Origin of the sequence: Streptomyces sp. NBC_01445 (genome assembly GCF_035918235.1) — a bacterium.
GTDB lineage: Bacteria > Actinomycetota > Actinomycetes > Streptomycetales > Streptomycetaceae > Streptomyces.
Genome location: NZ_CP109485.1, coordinates 8,814,117 through 8,831,766 on the forward strand (window position 1 = coordinate 8,814,117; position 17,650 = coordinate 8,831,766).

The window sequence follows — 17,650 nt, forward strand, 5'->3', positions numbered from 1 at the left end:
CATCGAACGCCTGCCCCTGTGCCGCTTTCGGTCGCGGGGAATAGGTTGACCAGGAAGCCGGAGATCTCTGTTGGGGGCGGACATGCCAATGTCTAAAGGTTCGAATGTCGTCGTGGCGGCGCCGGCCGTGCGGATCGAATTGGGGTGGCGTTCAGGTGCGGGGGTGCCCGACGCGGACGCCTCCGCGCTGTTGCTCGTCTCCGGAAAGGTCCGTTCGGACGCGGACTTCGTCTTCTACAACCAGCCGGCGCACGCCTCGGGGGCGGTACGTCACGAGGGCAAGCGGAGCGCGGACGGCCAGGTGACCGACACGATCTCGGTCGACCTCGCGCGCGTGGAGCCGGCGATCGAGAACGTGGTGCTCGCCGCGTCGTCGGACGGCGGCTCGTTCGGGCAGGTCCCCGGGCTGTACATCAGAGTCCTCGATGCGGCGAACGGCGCCGAGATCGCGCGCTACGACAGCGCCGACGCGAGCGTGGAGACCGCCTTCGTCCTCGGCGAGCTCTACCGGCGCCAGGGCGCCTGGAAGTTCCGCGCCGTCGGCCAGGGATACGGCAGCGGTCTGGCGGGCCTGGCCACCGACTACGGGATCACGGTCGACGAACCCCAGACACCCGCGCCGACACCCGCACCCGCGCCGACACCCGCGGTCACGCCCGCCCCCGCACCGCCCGTCGCGGCCCCTGTCACCGCGCCGCCGCCTCCGACCGCACCCCCGCAGCAGCCCGTCCGCCTCACCAAGGTGACGCTCACCAAGGCGGCGCCGTCCGTCTCCCTCGCCAAGCAGGGCGGCACGTCGGGCTCGATGCGCGTGAACCTCAACTGGGAGGTGCGCAAGCAGTTCAAGGGGTGGGGCAGCAAGCTGGGCCGCGCCGTCGCGCAGCACGCGGACCTCGACCTGGACCTGTGCGCCCTCTACGAACTCACCGACGGCCGCAAGGGCGTCGTCCAGGCCCTGGGCAACGCGTTCGGCGCCCTGAACCGGCCGCCGTACATCCACCTCGACGGCGACGACCGCACCGGCGCCGTCTCCAGCGGCGAGAACCTGACGATCAACCTCGACCACATGAAGGACCTGCGGCGCGTCCTCATCTTCGTCACGATCTACGAAGGCGCCCGCAGTTTCGCGGACCTGCACGCGACCGTCACGCTCCAGCCCCAGTTCGGCGCGGCCGTCGACTTCTCCCTGGACGAGTGCACCGTGCCGTCGACGGTGTGCGCCCTCGCGCTCATCACGAACACGGGCAGCGACCTCACCGTGCGGCGCGAGGCCCGTTACCTCGTGCCCGAGCGCGGCGTGAGCCCGCAGCGCACTGTCGACTACGCGTACGGGTGGGGCATGAACTGGACGCCGGGCAGAAAGTAGCGCCCCGGTCGGCTACTGCCGCTCCGGCGCGGGGTGCGGCCTGGAATACGTACGTCCCTTCCAGGCCGCACCCCGTCCCCTGTAGTGCTGCACCGCGGAGTCGACCGTCATGAGGAGATACAGGAACGCGGTGCCCGGCAGCAGCGGCGCCAGCCACAGCGGCTGCGCGTAGTAGCGCAGCATCGGAACGTACGTCGCGGTCATGAGCAGCCAGGCGAGCCCGCCGAGCAGCGCGGTGAGCCCATGTCCCGTGGCGAGTCCGGCGACGAGCGTGACCGGCGGCGCCAGGTAGACGAGCGCAAGGCCGGCCACGGTCCCGGCGAGGAGCAGCGGGTTGTGGCGCAGCTGGGCGTAGGCGCTGCGCGACACCATGCGCCACAGGTCGCCGAGCCGCGGGTACGGGCGGACGCTGTCGACGCGGTCGGCGAGGCCCAGCCAGATGTGGCCCCCCGCGCCCTTCACCGCCCGCGCGAGCGCGACGTCGTCGATGACGGCGTGCCGGATCGAGTCGGGGATCGCGGCGCGTTCGGCGGCCCGGGCGCTCAGGAGCACGCAGCCGCCGGCCGCAGCCGCCATGCGCGAGCCCTTCCGCGCGATCCAGCGGAACGGGTACAGCTGGGCGAAGAAGTACACGAAGGCCGGTACGACGAGCCGCTCCCACACGCTCTCCACACGCAGCCGCGCCATCTGCGAGACGAGGTCGAAGCCGCCCGTGCGGGCCGCCGCCACCAGTTCCCGCAGGCTGTTCGGCTCGTGCGCGATGTCCGCGTCGGTCAGGAGCAGATATTCGGGCTCACGCGCGCGTGCCAGGCCGATCCCGTGGCGCACCGCCCACAGCTTGCCGGTCCAGCCCGCCGGCGGTTCGCCCGGTGAGCCGACCGTGAGGGGCAGCCCGCCGTGCCGCACGGCCAGCTCCCTTGCCAGGGTTCCGGTGCCGTCCGTGCTGCCGTCGTCGATCAGGAAGACCTCGGCCCGCCCCGGATAGTCCTGCGCGAGGAGCGAGGGCAGGCTGTCCGGGAGCACCGCCGCCTCGTCGCGTGCGGGGACGACGACACACACCGAGGGCCACTCCGCCGGCTCCGTACGCGGGGGCAGACGCAGGTCCGTGCGCCAGAAGAAGCCCTGCCCGGCCAGCAGCCACACCCACGCGGCCAGCGATGCTGCGGTGATCCACACAACGGCGTCCATCCGCCGCAGTCTGCCCCACCGCCCGCTCGCTGTGAGGGCCATCGTCTATGGTTTCCGGGTGAAGATCGCGCTCATGGACTCGGGAATCGGACTCATCGCGGCCGCTGCCGCGGTACGGCGCCTGCGGCCCGACGCCGGGCTCGTCCTCTCCTCCGACCCCGACGGGATGCCCTGGGGGCCGCGTAGCCCGCAGGGCATCACCGAGCGGGCCCTGGCCGTCGCCGAGGCCGCCGCGGAGCACCGCCCCGACGCGCTCATCGTCGCGTGCAACACCGCCTCGGTCCACGCCCTGCCGGCGCTGCGGGCCCGTCTCGAACCCGGGATCCCCGTCATCGGGACGGTCCCCGCGATCAAGCCGGCCGCCGCCGGCGCCGGACCCGTAGCCATCTGGGCCACCCCCGCCACCACCGGGAGCCCCTACCAGCGGGGACTGATCCGGGACTTCGCGGACGGGGTGGAGGTCACCGAGGTGCCCTGCCCGGGGCTCGCCGACGCCGTGCAGCACGCGGACGAGAGCGCCATCGACAGGACGATCGCTGCCGCCGCGGCGCTCACCCCGAACGATGTAAGGGCCGTCGTCCTGGGCTGCACCCATTACGAACTCGTGGCGGAACGCATCCGCGCCGCCGTCCAGCAGCCCGGCATGCCGCCGCTCGTCCTGCACGGCAGCGCAGGGGCCGTCGCCGCGCAGGCGCTGCGCAGGATCGGCGCCGGGCCAGACGCCGAGACCGGTGCGCAGGGCGCCCTCACCGTCCTCCTCAGCGGCCGCACCTCCGCGCTGCCGCCCGCCGCACTCGCGTACGCGGAGGGCAGGCTGCTCCAGGCCGCCGTCAGCCACGCACAGTGACGGCCGGGCCCGGATCTCGGGCATGGCCCAGGCGCACCAGGGCTTTACGCAATCACTCTCCGCAGCCCAGTGCCTTCACTGCGGAACATGAGTAGTCTCGTTTTCATGAGGCACCACTCCGGTAGTGAGCGGCGCGCGACCGTCGCCCCCGAGGTCTGGACAGGCCGTGCACGCAATCGCGTGCAGTGGCTGGCAGCGCTGGGCGGCGCCGCGTGCCTGGCGCTCGGCATCGAGATCGCCGTGGCTTCCCAGTGGACTTCCGGGATCGTCGCGCTGGTGATGTCGGTGGTCGGCTGCATCGCCGCGGGTCTCCTGATCCTGTTCGGCACCCTTGCCTTCGTCCATGTGGCCGTGAAGGTCGACAAGGACTACCTGGAAGTGCGGTGCGGCCACATAGGAGTCCCGCGCCGCCGCATCCTGCTCGCCCATGTGGTGGGAGCCGAGTTCGAACCCAGCGTCACGCCACGGCAGTGGGGCGGCTGGGGCTACCGCTGGCGTCCCGAGCAGGGCACGGCCGTCATCGTCCGGCGTGGCGAGGGCGTCGTTCTGATCATGGTCGACGGCAGGAAGTTCACGGTGACCGTGGACAACGCCGAGTCCGCGGTGCGCGCCATTCACGCCAGGCTCAAGCCGACCTCGATGGGCCCCGCCGTCTGACGGCACCCGCACCCTTACGCACGGCCGCTCCGGACACGCACCGGGGCGGCCGTGGTGCTGTCCGGGGGCTCGTCGCCCCAGGGTCTCGCCGTCGCCACCCCCGCGAGCAGGCCCGCGCCTGCGGTGACGGTCGTGAAGCTCAGGGCGTTGCCGAGCGTCGCCAGACCGGCGAGAGCGGTCAGGGCCGCGCCCGCCGTCAGGACCACCTGCGTGGAGCGCGCCGACCGCCACAGGACGTACAGGAGCCAGCAGAACACCGCGGCAAGGAGGCAGACGCCTACGAGTCCCTGTTCGGCGGCCTGCTGGAGCGGGGCGGAGTGCGGCTTGCCGTCGGGCAGGAGCGTCTCGCCGACCGTGGGGCTGAGCTCTGCGAAGCGGCCTGGGCCGCTGCCGAGGCCGGGATCGGACTCGGCCAGGCGCAGCGCGTCCTGCCACAAAAGGATCCGGTGCTGCGTGAGCTGCCCCTCCAAAGAGGCGGTGAGTCCCGAGGGCAGTACGCCCTTCAGCAGAGCAAGCGAGAGTCCGGTCACCAGCCCCGTCATGACGCCGAGACCGGCGAGGCCGAGGCCCCTGTGGTGCCGCATCATGACGGAGGCGAGGGAGCACAGCAGCACGCCCGTGCACGCCGTGACACCGGCGATCGATCCGACGGCGGCGGCCGCCGCGACCGTGCCGCCGGCCAGGAGGAACAGGGCCGCACGCACGGGCAGGCGCCGCGCGGCCCAGGCCGCGCAGCAGGCCCCGCCGGTGGAGAGCGCGAGGAGTGCGGCCGTCGCGCCGGTGCGGCCGAGCGGAGAACCCGTGTCGGGCGCGGGCACCGCGTGCGGGGATGCGAGCGCGAGCCCGAGTCCCGCGAAGGCCGCCGCACAGGGCGCCGCCATGGGCAGCAGCGCGCCGGAGATCCGGCCGCACGCGTAGCCCGCCGCAACGGCCAGCACCGCGAGCAGCACGCCCTCGGGCCTGCCCGCGCGGGCGGTCGCGGTGATCAGCGACCAGACGGCGCACGCCCCGAGCGCGACGATGCCTGCCGCGTCGGCGACATTGCGCCGCTCGTACTCCGTCGACGGACCGGCCGCCGACGACATCCCCGTGGTCCCCACCACCCCGTCGCCCCCCGACTGTGACGGGCCCCGAGCGGCATGGCCGGATCCGGCCCGTCCTCGGGGACTCGGGCACACCGTAACGGCTGATGCACCGGTTTGTGCATGGGTTGCGCAGGAACGATGCTGCACGGGATGGCCCGCGCGGCGGCCACGACCCCCGCGGACCGCCGTGTCACCCGGCAGGGGACCCGCCGTACACTCCCCGAGTGACCGCCACCGCAACCTCCGTAGACGAGCCGGAACAGCTCGATCCGCAGTCGGCGCCCGCCTCGCGCTGGGCCCGCCTGCCGCGACGGATCGCTCCGGCCGCCGCCGCGGTGCTCTCCGGAGTGCTGCTGTACGCCGGCTTCCCACCCCGTGAACTGTGGTGGCTCGCGCCTCTGGCCCTCGGGCTCTTCGGGGCGTCCGTGTACGGGCGGCGGCTGCGCGCGGGATTCGGCCTCGGCTTCCTCATGGGCCTCGGCTGCCTCGTGCCGCTCCTGTCGTGGACGGGCGTCGACGTCGGGCCGCTGCCGTGGCTGGCCCTCGCCCTCGCCGAATCGCTGGTCATGGCCCTGGCCGGTCTCGGCATCGCCTACGTCTCACGGCTGCCGCTGTGGCCGCTGTGGGCCGCGGGCGTGTGGATCGCGGACGAGGCGCTGCGGGCACGTTTCCCGTTCGGCGGCTTCCCCTGGGGCAAGGTCGCGTTCGGTCAGCCCAGTGGCTTGTTCCTGCCGCTCGCCTCGCTGGGCGGCACCCCGCTCCTGGGATTCGCCGTCGTCCTGTGCGGCTTCGGCCTCACCGCTCTCGCGCTGCGCCTCAAGGACGTACGCGGTGTACGCGACCGGGGTGTGGCCGTCGCCGCCGCGTTCACCGTCGCGCCTGTCATCGCCGGAGCGGTCGCGGCGCCCCTCGTCTCCACCGCGGCCGAGGAGGGCACCGCGCGCGTCGCCGTCATCCAGGGCAACGTGCCGCGCATGGGCCTCGACTTCAACTCCCAGCGCCGGGCCGTCCTCGACTACCACGTACGGGAGACGATGAAGCTCGCCACGAAGATCAAGGCGGGCCAGGTCAAGAAGCCCGACCTCGTGCTGTGGCCGGAGAACTCCTCCGACATCGACCCCTACGTGAACCCCGACGCGTACGCCGAGATCGACAAGGCGGCCAGGGCGGTCGGCGCGCCCATCTCCGTCGGCGCCGTCGTCACCGCCAAGGACGGCACGCCCCGCAACCGGCAGATCCTCTGGGACCCGAAGACGGGCCCCGGCGCCGTCTACGACAAGCGGCAGCTCCAGCCCTTCGGCGAGTACATGCCGTACCGGAGCTTCTTCCGCATCTTCAGCAAGGACGTCGACCGCGCGGGCAACTTCGTGGCCGGCGAGAAGCCGGTCGTCTTCGACATGGCGGGCACCAAGATCGGGCCTGTGACCTGCTACGAGGCCGCGTTCGACTCCGTAGTCCGCGACCAGGTGAAGGCGGGTGCGCAGATCCTCTCCGTGCCCAGCAACAACGCCACCTTCGACCGCAGCCAGATGACCTACCAGCAGCTCGCCATGGACCGGGTACGCGCCGTGGAGCACGGCCGCGCCGTGATGGTGCCGGTGACCAGCGGCGTCAGCGCGGTCATCAGGCCCGACGGATCCGTCGCCCAGCACACCGGCATGTTCGTCGCCGACACCCTGGTCGCCGACGTGCCCAAGAGGACCTCACTGACCCTCGCCACGCGCCTGGGCGGATGGCCGGAGCTGCTCCTCGTGGCTGTCGGCGTGGGCGGTCTCGGCTGGGCCGTGGTGCGCTCCCGCCGAGGCGGGCGCGCCGCCGGATAGGGTCGCGGGCATGCCTACTCCAGAGTTCATCCGCAAGATCCGGGAAACCGTCGGGCACCAGCTCCTCCTGCTGCCCGGCGTCAGCGCCGTCGTCTTCGACGACGACGGCCGGGTCCTGCTCGGGCGGCGCGCCGACACCGGCAAGTGGGCGGTCCTCGCCGGAATCCCGGAGCCGGGGGAGCAGCCCGCAGAGGCCGCCATACGCGAGGTGTACGAGGAGACGGGCGTCGAGTGCGTGCCCGAGCGGGTCGTCCTGGTGAAGACGCTCAAGCCGGTGACGTACCCGAACGGCGACCAGTGCCAGTTCACCGACATCTCCTTCCGATGCCGGGCGACCGGCGGCGAGGCCCGGGTCAACGACGACGAGTCCCTCGAGGTGGGCTGGTTCGAGCTGGACTCGCTGCCGCCGCTGGGCGACTTCTGCCTGCTCCGGATCAAGCAGGCGGCCTCCGACGGGCCGACATGGTTCGAGACCACGTCCGAGCGCTGAAGTATGGGTGCTGACCACATCGGGCGGGGCGCGAGCGCTGCCTAGGGTGCGGAGCATGACCGCGCCCAACGCACCCCTCACCGCGCCGCTCGATCTCGGCGGCCGCATCGCACTCGTCACCGGCGCCGCAGGCGGCATCGGCCGCGCCTGCGCGCTGCGGCTCGCCGCGGCCGGGGCCAAGGTGAGAGCGGTCGACCGGGACCGGGAGGGCCTTGACGCGCTGGCCGAGCAGGCCGGCGCCACCCCCGGTGGCATCGAGCCGCACGTCCTCGACCTCACCGACCTGGACGCGGCCGAGGAGTGCGCCGCGGGCGCCGACATCCTGGTCAACAACGCGGGCATCCAACTGGTGCGCCCCATCGAGGAGTTTCCGCCCGACGTCTTCCACACCGTCCTGACGGTGATGCTGGAGGCACCCTTCCGCCTGGTCCGCGGCGCCCTGCCGCACATGTACGAGCAGGGCTGGGGGCGCATCGTGAACCTCTCCTCGGTCCACGGCCTGCGCGCGTCCGCGTTCAAGTCCGCCTACGTCGCCGCCAAGCACGGCCTCGAAGGGCTCTCCAAGACCACCGCGCTCGAAGGCGCTGCGCACGGCGTCACCTCGAACTGCGTGAACCCCGCCTACGTCCGCACGCCGCTGGTCGAGAAGCAGATCGCCGACCAGGCCGCCGCCCACGGCATCCCCGAGGAACGGGTCCTGGCCGAGGTCATGCTCCAGGACAGCGCGCTCAAGCGGCTCATCGAACCCGACGAGGTCGCCGAGGCGGTCGCGTACCTGTGCAGCCCGCATGCCTCCTTCATCACCGGGACGTCGCTCGTTCTGGACGGCGGCTGGACTGCACACTGATCACCCTCGCGGGTGGTGGCGATTGTCTGATCCATTGAGTTGTCCACAGGGCTGGCGGGGCCGGCCGTACGGCGGGTAATCCTGGTGAGCATGTCGCACGATCGAGCACAGTCCCCGTCAGGACCCGCCGGCCCTGAGCGCCCCGCATCGAGTGCCGAGGCGCCGTTCCTCGAGCTCCTCGCCCGGGGCGCGTCCGCCGACGCCTACGAACAGCCCGTGCTGGTCGCTCGCGCCGAGGGCGAGGAGCAGGGGCGGATCGACGCCCTCGAGCAGGCCAAGGGGCTCGCCCTGCGGGTCCGCGCCGACCTCGAGGGCAGGCGCCGCCGCGAGGCCGAGCTGTCCGCGCTCTTCGAGACCGCCCACGACCTCGCCGGCCTGCGCGATCTGGGCGCCGTCCTCCAGGCCATCGTGCAGCGCGCCCGCTCCCTCCTCAGCACGGACGTCGCCTATCTGACGCTGAACGACCCGGCCAGGGGCGACACCTACATGCGGGTCACCGAGGGCTCCGTCGCCGCGCGCTTCCAGCAGCTCAGGCTCGGCATGGGCGAGGGGCTCGGCGGACTCGTCGCCCAGACCGCCCGGCCGTACGTCACCGAGGACTACGCGCAGGACATCCGCTTCAAGCACACGCGCACCATCGACACCGGAGTCCACGACGAGGGCCTCGTCGCGATCCTTGGCGTGCCGTTGATGCTCGGCCCCCATGTCATCGGCGTGCTGTTCGCCGCCGACCGGCGCGCGCGGGTCTTCGAGCGGGAGCAGATCGCGCTGCTCGGCTCCTTCGCGGCGCTCGCCGCGGCCGCCATCGACACCGCGAACCTTCTCTCGGAGACCCGGGAGGCGCTCGGCGAACTGGAGCGCGCCAACGAGATCATCCGGGACCGCGGCGATGTCATCGAGCGCGCGTCAGACGTCCACGACCGCCTCGCCGAACTCGTCCTGAGGGGCGGCGGGGTCCACGACGTGGCGGCGGCCGTCTCCCAAGTCCTCGACGGGACCGTGGAGTTCGCTGACGTGGTCACCGCCCCCGACAAACCCCTCGACGCCTCCCGCGCCGACGGGCACGCCGTGCGGGACGGGGACGACTGGGTCGCCGCCGTCGCGGCGGGCGGTGAACTCCTCGGCGCGCTCGTCCTGCGAGGCCACCCGGGGCTCGACCCCGTCGACCAGCGCACTCTGGAACGGGCCGCCATGGTCACCTCGCTCCTGCTCCTCGCCCGGCGCTCCGCCTCCGAGGCAGAACAGCGTGTACGGGGCGAGCTGTTGGACGATCTGCTCGACGCGCGGGACCGGGATCCGCGGCTGCTGCGGGAGCGCGCCGCGCGGCTGCGCGCCGACCTGGACGCCGCCCATGTGGTCCTGGCCGCGCGCCTGGAGACCCCGGGCGCCGACGCCGAACAGGAGGCCGCCGCCCGGCGCCGCCTGTGGTCCGCCGCGTCCCATGTCGCCGCCACCCGGCACGGGCTCGCCGCCGCGCGTGACGGGGGTACGGTCCTGCTGCTTCCCCTGAGAACCGGGGACCGGGCCTCCGACCTCGCCCGCCGCACCGCCAAGCACCTCTCCGCCGCGGTCCACGAGCAGGTCACCGTCGGCGCGTCGGCGCCCGTGGAGGACTTGACCACCCGCACCGACACCGTCGCCGCCGCGTACGCGGAGGGGCAGCGCTGCCTGGACGCCCTGCGCCTGCTCGGCAGAGCCGGGGAGGGCGCCGCCGCGGAGGACTTCGGCTTCCTCGGCCTGCTCCTCGCGGACAGCCGGGACATCTCCGGATTCGTCGAACGCACCATGGGCGAGGTCGTGACGTACGACCAGCGCAGGGGGACCGACCTCGTGCGCACGCTCGACGCCTACTTCGCCTCGGGCATGAGTCCCGCCCGCACCAAGGACGCGCTGCACGTGCACGTGAACACGGTTGCGCAGCGCCTGGAACGAATAGGGCGCCTGCTCGGCCCGGACTGGCAGTCGCCCGCGCGCGCCCTGGAGATCCAACTCGCGTTGCGGCTGCACCGGTTGGCCGGGGCGATGTCGGGCTGACGGCCGGGGCGTGGTGAGCCGAGTGCTGTGTGTCGTGCGCCGTGCCTCGCGTGACGGCGAGGCCCCCGTACGCGGGGGTGCGTACGGGGGCCGGGGGAGCGGTGGCCGGGTCAGGCGGGGCGGGCGTCCGCCGTGCGGGCCGCGGCCGCCTGCTCGCCGGCGGTGCCGTCCTCCTCGACGTGAGCCAGGTCGCGGTGCCTGGTCTCCTTCGCGACGCCTACGGCGATGAGCGTCAGGACGGCGGCGGCGATCACGTACAGGGCGATCGGGGTGGAGCTGCCGTAGTCCGCGAGGAGCGCCGTGGCGATGAGCGGCGCGGGTGCTCCGGCGGCGACCGAGGCGAACTGCGCGCCGATGGAAGCACCCGAGTAGCGCATCCGCGTCGCGAACATCTCGGAGAAGAAGGCCGCCTGCGGTGCGTACATCGCCCCGTGCAGTACGAGGCCCACGGTCACGGCGAGGATCAGGTTCCCGAAGCCGCCGGTGTCGATGAGCGAGAAGAACGGGAACATCCACAGGCCCACGCCCGCGGCCCCGAGCAGGTACACGGGCCTGCGCCCGACCCGGTCGGAGAGCGCGCCCCAGGCAGGGATGACGGCGAAGTGCACGGCGGACGCGATGAGTACGGCGTTCAGCGCGGTCTGCTTGGAGACGCCGGCCGACGTGGTGGCGTACACGAGGATGAAGGCGGTGATGACGTAGTAGCTGATGTTCTCGGCCATGCGCGCGCCGATGGCGACGAGGACGTCGCGCCAGTGGTGGCGCAGCACGGCGACGAGCGGCGTCTTCTCGCTCGCGCCGCCCTGCGCGGCCTTGCGCGCCTCGGCCCGGGCCAGCGCCTCCTTGAAGACGGGTGACTCATCGACAGAGAGACGTATCCACAGGCCGACCATGACGAGGACACCGGACAGCAGGAACGGGATGCGCCAGCCCCAGGAGGTGAAGGCGGAATCGGAGATGAGTGCGGTCAGCAGGGAGAGCACGCCGGTGGCGAGGAGTTGTCCCGCGGGCGCTCCGGTCTGCGGCCAGGAGGCCCAGAAGCCGCGCCGCTTGGCGTCCCCGTGCTCGGAGACGAGGAGCACGGCGCCGCCCCACTCGCCGCCCAGCGCGAAGCCCTGGACCAGTCGCAGCACGGTGAGCAGTACCGGAGCGGCCACGCCGACCGTGTCGTACGTCGGCAGGAGGCCGATCGCGAACGTCGCCCCGCCCATCATGAGCAGGCTCAGGACCAGAAGTTTCTTGCGGCCCAGCTTGTCGCCGAAGTGCCCGAAGACGAGCGCGCCGATCGGCCGCGCGGCGAACCCGACGGCGTAGGTCACGAACGAGAGGAGCGTGCCGACGAGCGGATCGGTGTTGGGGAAGAAGAGCTTGTTGAAGACCAGTGCGGCGGCGGAGCCGTAGAGGAAGAAGTCGTACCACTCGATCGTGGTGCCGATGAGGCTCGCGGCGACGATCCGCCGGAGGCTCGCGGGCGGTGGGGGAGCGGTTGCTGCGGAGGCCATGTGGACCACTTCCAGGCGTTGGGCGGGGACGGGTACGTGTCGGCACAAGGTAGAAAGACGCAGGTCAACGGCACATGTGGTGGGGCACCATAGTTTTGGGCGGTGCTATGCGGGGAGCCACCATGAGGAGACGGTGAGCAGGGTCAAGTGCATCGCGCGTCGGCGTGTCGCGACAGGATGACGGCTGTGAGCCCCCCGTAGTCATTGGGCCAGGTGGATCAGACTGTCCGTCAGCGATCGGGGTCAGTGGATCGGGCCCGTCGTCAGGGAGCCGGGCCGGCGGATCGGACCCGGCGCCAAGGAGCGCGGCGGGCGCGGATCAGACTCTTCGTCAGCGATCGGGTGCGGACGGACCGGACTGGGCGTCAGGGACCTGGACGGGGCGGATCGGACCCGTCGTCAGCGAGATGGGTGGGTCGGGCTGGTGCGTTCGAGGGACTGGGTGCGCGCAGTCGTGTCGGGGCCGATCGGGTTGTGCCATAAGCGGTCCGCAAGCCGGAAATCAGGCAAATATCATGATGAAATGCCTGGTCAGGATCTGTGACTCGCCTCCCGGCTGAGCCATTGGGGGCCGAGTGGGTGATAACCCGACTATCGGCCGGGCGGGCGGTTCGAGTGGTGTGCGGGTCACCTGTGGCCGACGGTTATCACGTCGGGGCCGGGTAAGTCGAGCTGACAAAGCGTCAGTGGCCTGGCCGCGGCGGAAGGACTTCGACGATGCGTTCTGCTCGCATGCTCCTCGCTACCGCGACGGCCACGGCTGCACTCGCCATGGCTGCTCCCGGTGCGTACGCAGTCGCCGCAGGCGACTGGGACAACGATGACTCTTCCTACAGCTCAGGGCACGACAAGGACAGCAACCGCGGCGACGATCACGGCTCGGACAAGGGTGACCACGGCTCGGGCAAGGACGAGCGCGGCTCGGGCAAGGGCGGCTACGGCTCGGGCAAGGAAGAGCACGGCTCGGGCAAGGGCGGCTACGGCTCGGGCAAGAACGAGCGCGACGACTACGGCTCCGGCCACGGCAAGCCGCGTGGTGGCATGCACACCGGTGGTGGCGCCCTCTCCATGGTGAAGGGTGACGACTGGAGCAAGGACGAGAACAAGAAGGGCGACTCGGGCGAGCGCGGGGACGAGCACGGCTCGGGCAAGGGCGGCTACGGCTCGGGCAAGGAGGAGCACGGCTCGGGCAAGGGCGGCTACGGCTCGGGCAAGGAGGAGCACGGCTCGGGCAAGGGCGGCTACGGCTCGGGCAAGAACGAGCGCGACAACTACGGCAAGCCGAGTGGTGGCATCCACACCGGTGGCGGTGCGCTGACCACGGTGAAGGGCGACGACTGGAGCAAGGACGAGAACAAGAAGGGCGACTCGGGCGAGCACGGCTACCAGGGCGGCAAGGAGCGCGGCGACCAGGGCGGCAAGGAGCGCGGCGACGGCCGTGGCGGCAACTACGGCTCGGACCAGGGCAAGCCGCGTGGTGGCATCCACACCGGCGGCGGCGCCCTCACCGCGCTGAACGAGGACGACTGGACCAAGGACAAGGAGAAGTACGACCCGGAGAACTACAAGAACGACGGCAACGGCGAGGGCAAGGACTCGTGGGGCTCCGGCTCCGGGCGTGAGAAGCCCAGCGGCGGTATGCACACCGGTGGCGGCGGGCTCGCCACGTCGCCGGGTGTCACGGCAGGCGGCATTGCGGTCCTCGCGGTCGCCGCGGCCGGCGCCTTCGCGCTGCGCCGTAAGAGCGCGTCCGACCGCGCGTCCTGACCGGCGGTGCCTGTCATAGCAGCCGGGGCCGCCGCGTCAACACGTCGCGGCGGCCCGGCTGGCTTTCTTTTTTGCCCAGTTCTCTCTTGAAGTCCCCGATTCTGTGCACGGTCCCGGACGGCTTGCGCTGTTGCCGGACTCTTTTGCTGTTTCCGATCTTCTTGCGCTGTTCCAGATCTGCTCGTTCCAGTGAGGTGGTGCCAGATGGCAGCCCGGTTGCCTTCCCCCGATCAGACCGAGTCCGCGCCACGCGAGCGCCGCTCCCGCCGCGGCCCATGGATCGTGTGGTCCGTCGGAATCGTCGTTCTGCTGGTGAGCCTGTTCGGCGGTCAGGAGGAGACGTCCGACATCACCGATTCCTCCGGCGCTTCGCGTCCCGCGGTGGAGCTCGCGCCGTCCTCGGAGCCCGCTCTGCCCGATCCGCCTACTCTTCCCGCTCTGCCCGTTCCGCCCACAGAGCCCGCGGCGCCCGCAGAGCCCGCGGCGCCGGCGCCCGTCGGAAAGCATCTGCCGCGGGCGAATCCCACGCGGCTGCTCATCCCGAAGATCGGCGTGGACGCCCCCTTCACCCGCCTCACCATCGGCCCCACGGGCCAGCTCCAGCCCCCGCCCGCCGCCAACACGAACCTGGTCGGCTGGCAGGCCGACGGCGTGTCCCCGGGCGAGACCGGTACCGCGATCATCGCCGGGCATGTCGACACGAAGACGTCCGCCGCGGTGTTCGCCAGCCTCAGGGCTCTGAAGACGGGGGACACCTTCACCGTCAAGAGGGACGACTCGAGCACGGCCTCCTTCGTGGTCGACAGCGTCGAGACGTTCGCGAAGAACGCCTTCCCCAACGAGCGCGTGTACGGGGACACGCCCCAGGCCCAGGTCCGGCTGATCACCTGCGCCGGGGCGTACGACCACGGCAAGAAGGACTACACCGACAACCTGGTGGTCTTCGCCCATCTTGTCTGAGGCCGTGGGGAGTTGGTTGTCAGTCCCGGTCCAGGACTCCCATGAGAGCGTCCCGCAGTTCCTTCCCGGGATCCGCCGACGGCCCTTCGGACCGCCACGCGACGAACCCGTCGGGGCGGACGAGGACCGCACCGCCCGGGGCGACGCCATGGGCCTCGGCCCAGTCCACGTCGCCCACGGGGTTCAGCTCCGCGTCGGGCCCACTGCCGATGCGGTACGAGTCGAGCGGGACGGCCAGCCGTTGTGCGATGGCCGTCCCCGCGGTGTGCCACGCGCCGTCGCCACCCCCGGAGCTCAGGAGCACCAGCGACCTCTCGTACAGGTCGAGGCTGGAGATCCGGGTGTCGGCGCGGTGCAGCCACATGTGGGGCGCGCGGCTCCCGGGTTCGCCCGTCAGCCGCATGCCCTCGGGTACGACCGGCGTCGCGGGGTCGACGCCGAGGACCGCGCCGCGCGGATAGCGGTAGCCCAGCGCCACATTGAGGATGCCGCCCTTCTTGCCGCCGGGGCCGCCAGGACCACCAGGGCCGCCGGCGCCGCCGGCTTCCGGGCCAGGGGTGTATCCCGGGTGGCTGTGCTCGACCGATCGCGACGAGGCGCGGGCACTCGTCGCCTCCGCGACGGGCCGGCGCTCCAGGTCATAGGACTCCAGCAGACCGGGACCTGCCCAGCCGCCCAGCACAGCGGCCAGCTTCCAGGCGAGGTTGTGCGCGTCCTGGATACCGGTGTTGGACCCGAACGCCCCGGTGGGGGACATCTCGTGGGCCGAGTCGCCGGCGAGGAACACCCGCCCGTCCGAGTACCGTTCGGCGACCCGCTCGGCGGCGTGCCAGGCGGCCCTGCCGGTGATCTGCACGTCGAGGTCCGGGACTCCGGTGGCGCGCCTGATGTGTTCCGTGCACCGCTCGTCGGTGAACTCCTCGATCGTCTCCCCGTTCTCGGGGTGCCAGGGAGCGTGGAACACCCAGTGCTCGCGGTTGTCGACCGGCAGGAGCGCGCCGTCGGCCTCCGGGTTCGTGAGGTAGCACACGATGAAGCGCCGGTCGCCGACGAAGTCCGCGAGGCCGCGCGAGGTGAACGTGACGCTCACATTGTGGAACAGGTCGCCCGGGCCGCTCTGCCCGATGGCGAGCCGCTCGCGGACGGGGCTGCGCGGCCCGTCCGCCGCGACGAGGTACTTCGCCCGGACGGTGGTGTGCTCGCCCGTGTCGCGGCTCTTGAGCTGTGCGGTCACGCCCTCGGCGTCCTGCTCGAACGACATCAGTTCCGTGTGGAACCGCAGGTCCCCGCCCAACTCCCGTGCGCTGTCCAGGAGTACGGGTTCGAGGTCGTTCTGGCTGCACAGGCACCATGCGCCGGGGCTGAAGCGGGCGAGCCCGCCCCCGGGGTCGATCTCCTTGAACAGCCACTCGCCGGCGTCGCCCACCAGGGTCGGTGTCTGCAGGATGCCGTGGTTGTCGGCCAGGACCGACGCGGCGTCCTCGATGCGCTGCTGGACTCCGGCGACCCGGAACAGCTCCATGGTCCGCACGTTGTTGCCGCGCCCGCGTGGATGGATCGATGTGCCCGAGTGGCGCTCCACGAGCATGTGCGGGACGCCGAGACGCCCCAGGAACAGCGAGGTCGACAGGCCCACCAGGGAGCCGCCGACTATGAGTACCGGCACGTCCTGAGTGCCCTCCGGGGCCTCTTCCGATCGGTTCATTCTTGCCTCCAGCCGCAGCGGCGACCTGGGTCAGTGGTTGGGATCACAGTCCATGCCTCCCCGTGCCGCTTCGCCCCCCGGAGCACCCGGACGGGTGCTCCCCTCACCCGTACGGCGCTTGGGGATCGCGCCCGCCGGGGGGCCGATCAACGATCGGCTCATGCGACCCCGGCATTTCGGACGCGGTGGTCGTTCTTGAACTTCTGCCAAGAAGAGGAGAGGTGTGCCGTATGACCCCGATCTCAGGACGCATATCGCAGTCGGCCTTCGACGGCTCCAGGCTGCGAGTGATCCTTCTGCTCGATCTGTACGAGGGAGCCCAGCAGCAGTTCCTGGACGCGTACGAGCACATGCGCAATCAGGTCGCGTCCGTGCCCGGTCACCTCAGTGACCAGCTCTGCCAGTCGATCGAGAACCCCTCGCAGTGGCTCATCACCAGCGAGTGGGAGAGCGCCCCGCCCTTCCTCGCGTGGGTGAACAGCGAGGAGCACGTCGAGACCGTCCGGCCGATGCACAGCTGCGTCAAGGACACCAGGTCGATGCGCTACAGCATCCTCCGGGAGACCAACCCCGCCGAGCCGGTCACGCCGGCGCCGGCGCCGGCGGCGAACGCGGTGGCGGCCCGGGTGGGGGACGGCGCGGCGCGCCACGCCCTCACCTTCACCGTCAAGCCGGGCTCCGAGTCGAAGGTCGCGGAGATCCTGGCCGGTTACCAGTCGCCCCAGGCCCAGGTCGATGACACCACACGCCTGCGCCGCACCTCGCTCTTCATGCACGGCAACCGCGTCGTGCGGGCCGTGGAGGTCGAGGGCGACCTCCTCGCCGCGCTGCGCCACGTCGCCCGTCAGCCCGAGGTACAGGCGGTCGAGGAAGCCATCAACCCCTATCTCGAACAGCACCGGGACCTGACCGACCCCGAGTCGGCGCGCGTGTTCTTCACCCGGGCCGCGCTCCCGGCCGTCCACCACGTCGTGTCCGACATTCCGGTACCGACCGGCCTGCGGCGTCACGCCCTGTACTACCCGGCCAAGAAGGGCCGCGGGATGGACCTGGCCCGGCTGCTCGCCGAGCAGGACGCGGCCGCGGCGGACGCCCCGGGCAACCCGGTGTACGGCAGCACCGTCTTCCAGCGCGACGACATCGTGGTGCGTCTCATCGACATCACGGGTGAGCTCGACGCCGACCCCGTCGCCTCCCTCGGCCTCAGCGGCGCGAAGAAGTGCGAGGAGCTCGAGAAGCTCCTCGACGGCGCGGCCATCGGCGTCGAGGGCTCCCTGCAGACGGAGCGCAACATCAACCGGCTTCTGTCGCACGCCGACATGATGCCCATCACCGACCGCAGCTCGGCGGGTTCCTGACGGACAACCGCGGGGTGTCCG

At 71.7% G+C, this 17,650-nt stretch carries 14 protein-coding genes; 10 read left to right on the forward strand and 4 right to left on the reverse strand.

Annotated features, from left to right (window positions below; translation table 11 throughout):
- Positions 1-82 precede the first annotated feature (82 nt).
- The gene (locus OG574_RS40210) at positions 83-1,366 is read left to right on the forward strand and encodes a TerD family protein (protein ID WP_326777194.1); all 1,284 of its coding nucleotides are present in this window, start codon (positions 83-85) and stop codon (positions 1,364-1,366) included.
- 12 nt (positions 1,367-1,378) lie between these two features.
- On the opposite strand, the gene OG574_RS40215 is transcribed toward OG574_RS40210, so the two are convergent.
- Positions 1,379-2,554, reverse strand: coding sequence for a glycosyltransferase (locus tag OG574_RS40215; RefSeq protein ID WP_326777195.1), 1,176 nt, complete (start codon positions 2,552-2,554; stop codon positions 1,379-1,381).
- 58 nt (positions 2,555-2,612) lie between these two features.
- On the opposite strand from OG574_RS40215, the gene OG574_RS40220 reads away from it, so the two are divergent.
- Both OG574_RS40220 and OG574_RS40225 read left to right on the forward strand, forming a co-directional pair.
- Positions 2,613-3,401, forward strand: a complete 789-nt coding sequence (locus OG574_RS40220; RefSeq protein ID WP_326777196.1) for a glutamate racemase — start codon at positions 2,613-2,615, stop codon at positions 3,399-3,401.
- 105 nt (positions 3,402-3,506) lie between these two features.
- Complete coding sequence (locus tag OG574_RS40225; protein ID WP_326777197.1) at positions 3,507-4,058, forward strand: hypothetical protein; 552 nt, start codon at positions 3,507-3,509, stop codon at positions 4,056-4,058.
- 14 nt (positions 4,059-4,072) lie between these two features.
- Here OG574_RS40225 and OG574_RS40230 read toward each other — a convergent pair whose 3' ends face one another.
- Positions 4,073-5,143: an O-antigen ligase family protein gene (locus OG574_RS40230; protein WP_326778766.1), complete on the reverse strand. Its 1,071-nt coding sequence runs from the start codon at positions 5,141-5,143 to the stop codon at positions 4,073-4,075.
- A 224-nt stretch (positions 5,144-5,367) separates the two neighbouring features.
- On the opposite strand from OG574_RS40230, the gene lnt reads away from it, so the two are divergent.
- The 4 genes from lnt (at position 5,368) to OG574_RS40250 (ending at position 10,337) form a co-directional block, all read left to right on the forward strand.
- Entirely contained in the window at positions 5,368-6,966 is a 1,599-nt protein-coding gene (lnt, locus tag OG574_RS40235) for an apolipoprotein N-acyltransferase (protein WP_326777198.1), read from the forward strand.
- Between the two features lie 10 nt (positions 6,967-6,976).
- Positions 6,977-7,456 carry an NUDIX hydrolase gene (locus OG574_RS40240; RefSeq protein WP_326777199.1) on the forward strand — a complete coding sequence of 160 codons (480 nt, stop codon included), beginning with the start codon at positions 6,977-6,979 and terminating at the stop codon, positions 7,454-7,456.
- A 55-nt stretch (positions 7,457-7,511) separates the two neighbouring features.
- A complete protein-coding gene (locus OG574_RS40245) occupies positions 7,512-8,303 on the forward strand; it encodes a 3-hydroxybutyrate dehydrogenase (protein WP_326777200.1) in 792 nt (263 codons plus the stop codon).
- A gap of 90 nt (positions 8,304-8,393) precedes the next feature.
- Positions 8,394-10,337 (forward strand): helix-turn-helix domain-containing protein, encoded by a 1,944-nt coding sequence (locus OG574_RS40250; RefSeq protein ID WP_326777201.1) that lies wholly within the window; start codon positions 8,394-8,396, stop codon positions 10,335-10,337.
- A gap of 110 nt (positions 10,338-10,447) precedes the next feature.
- On the opposite strand, the gene OG574_RS40255 is transcribed toward OG574_RS40250, so the two are convergent.
- The gene (locus tag OG574_RS40255; RefSeq protein WP_326777202.1) at positions 10,448-11,839 is read right to left on the reverse strand and encodes an MFS transporter; all 1,392 of its coding nucleotides are present in this window, start codon (positions 11,837-11,839) and stop codon (positions 10,448-10,450) included.
- Between the two features lie 717 nt (positions 11,840-12,556).
- On the opposite strand from OG574_RS40255, the gene OG574_RS40260 reads away from it, so the two are divergent.
- Both OG574_RS40260 and OG574_RS40265 read left to right on the forward strand, forming a co-directional pair.
- Complete coding sequence (locus OG574_RS40260; protein WP_326777203.1) at positions 12,557-13,606, forward strand: hypothetical protein; 1,050 nt, start codon at positions 12,557-12,559, stop codon at positions 13,604-13,606.
- 204 nt (positions 13,607-13,810) lie between these two features.
- Positions 13,811-14,566, forward strand: coding sequence for a class F sortase (locus OG574_RS40265; protein ID WP_326777204.1), 756 nt, complete (start codon positions 13,811-13,813; stop codon positions 14,564-14,566).
- A gap of 19 nt (positions 14,567-14,585) precedes the next feature.
- On the opposite strand, the gene OG574_RS40270 is transcribed toward OG574_RS40265, so the two are convergent.
- Positions 14,586-16,271 carry an FAD-dependent oxidoreductase gene (locus OG574_RS40270; protein WP_326777205.1) on the reverse strand — a complete coding sequence of 562 codons (1,686 nt, stop codon included), beginning with the start codon at positions 16,269-16,271 and terminating at the stop codon, positions 14,586-14,588.
- Between the two features lie 230 nt (positions 16,272-16,501).
- On the opposite strand from OG574_RS40270, the gene OG574_RS40275 reads away from it, so the two are divergent.
- Positions 16,502-17,629 carry a SchA/CurD-like domain-containing protein gene (locus OG574_RS40275; RefSeq protein WP_326777206.1) on the forward strand — a complete coding sequence of 376 codons (1,128 nt, stop codon included), beginning with the start codon at positions 16,502-16,504 and terminating at the stop codon, positions 17,627-17,629.
- Positions 17,630-17,650: the final 21 nt, after the last annotated feature.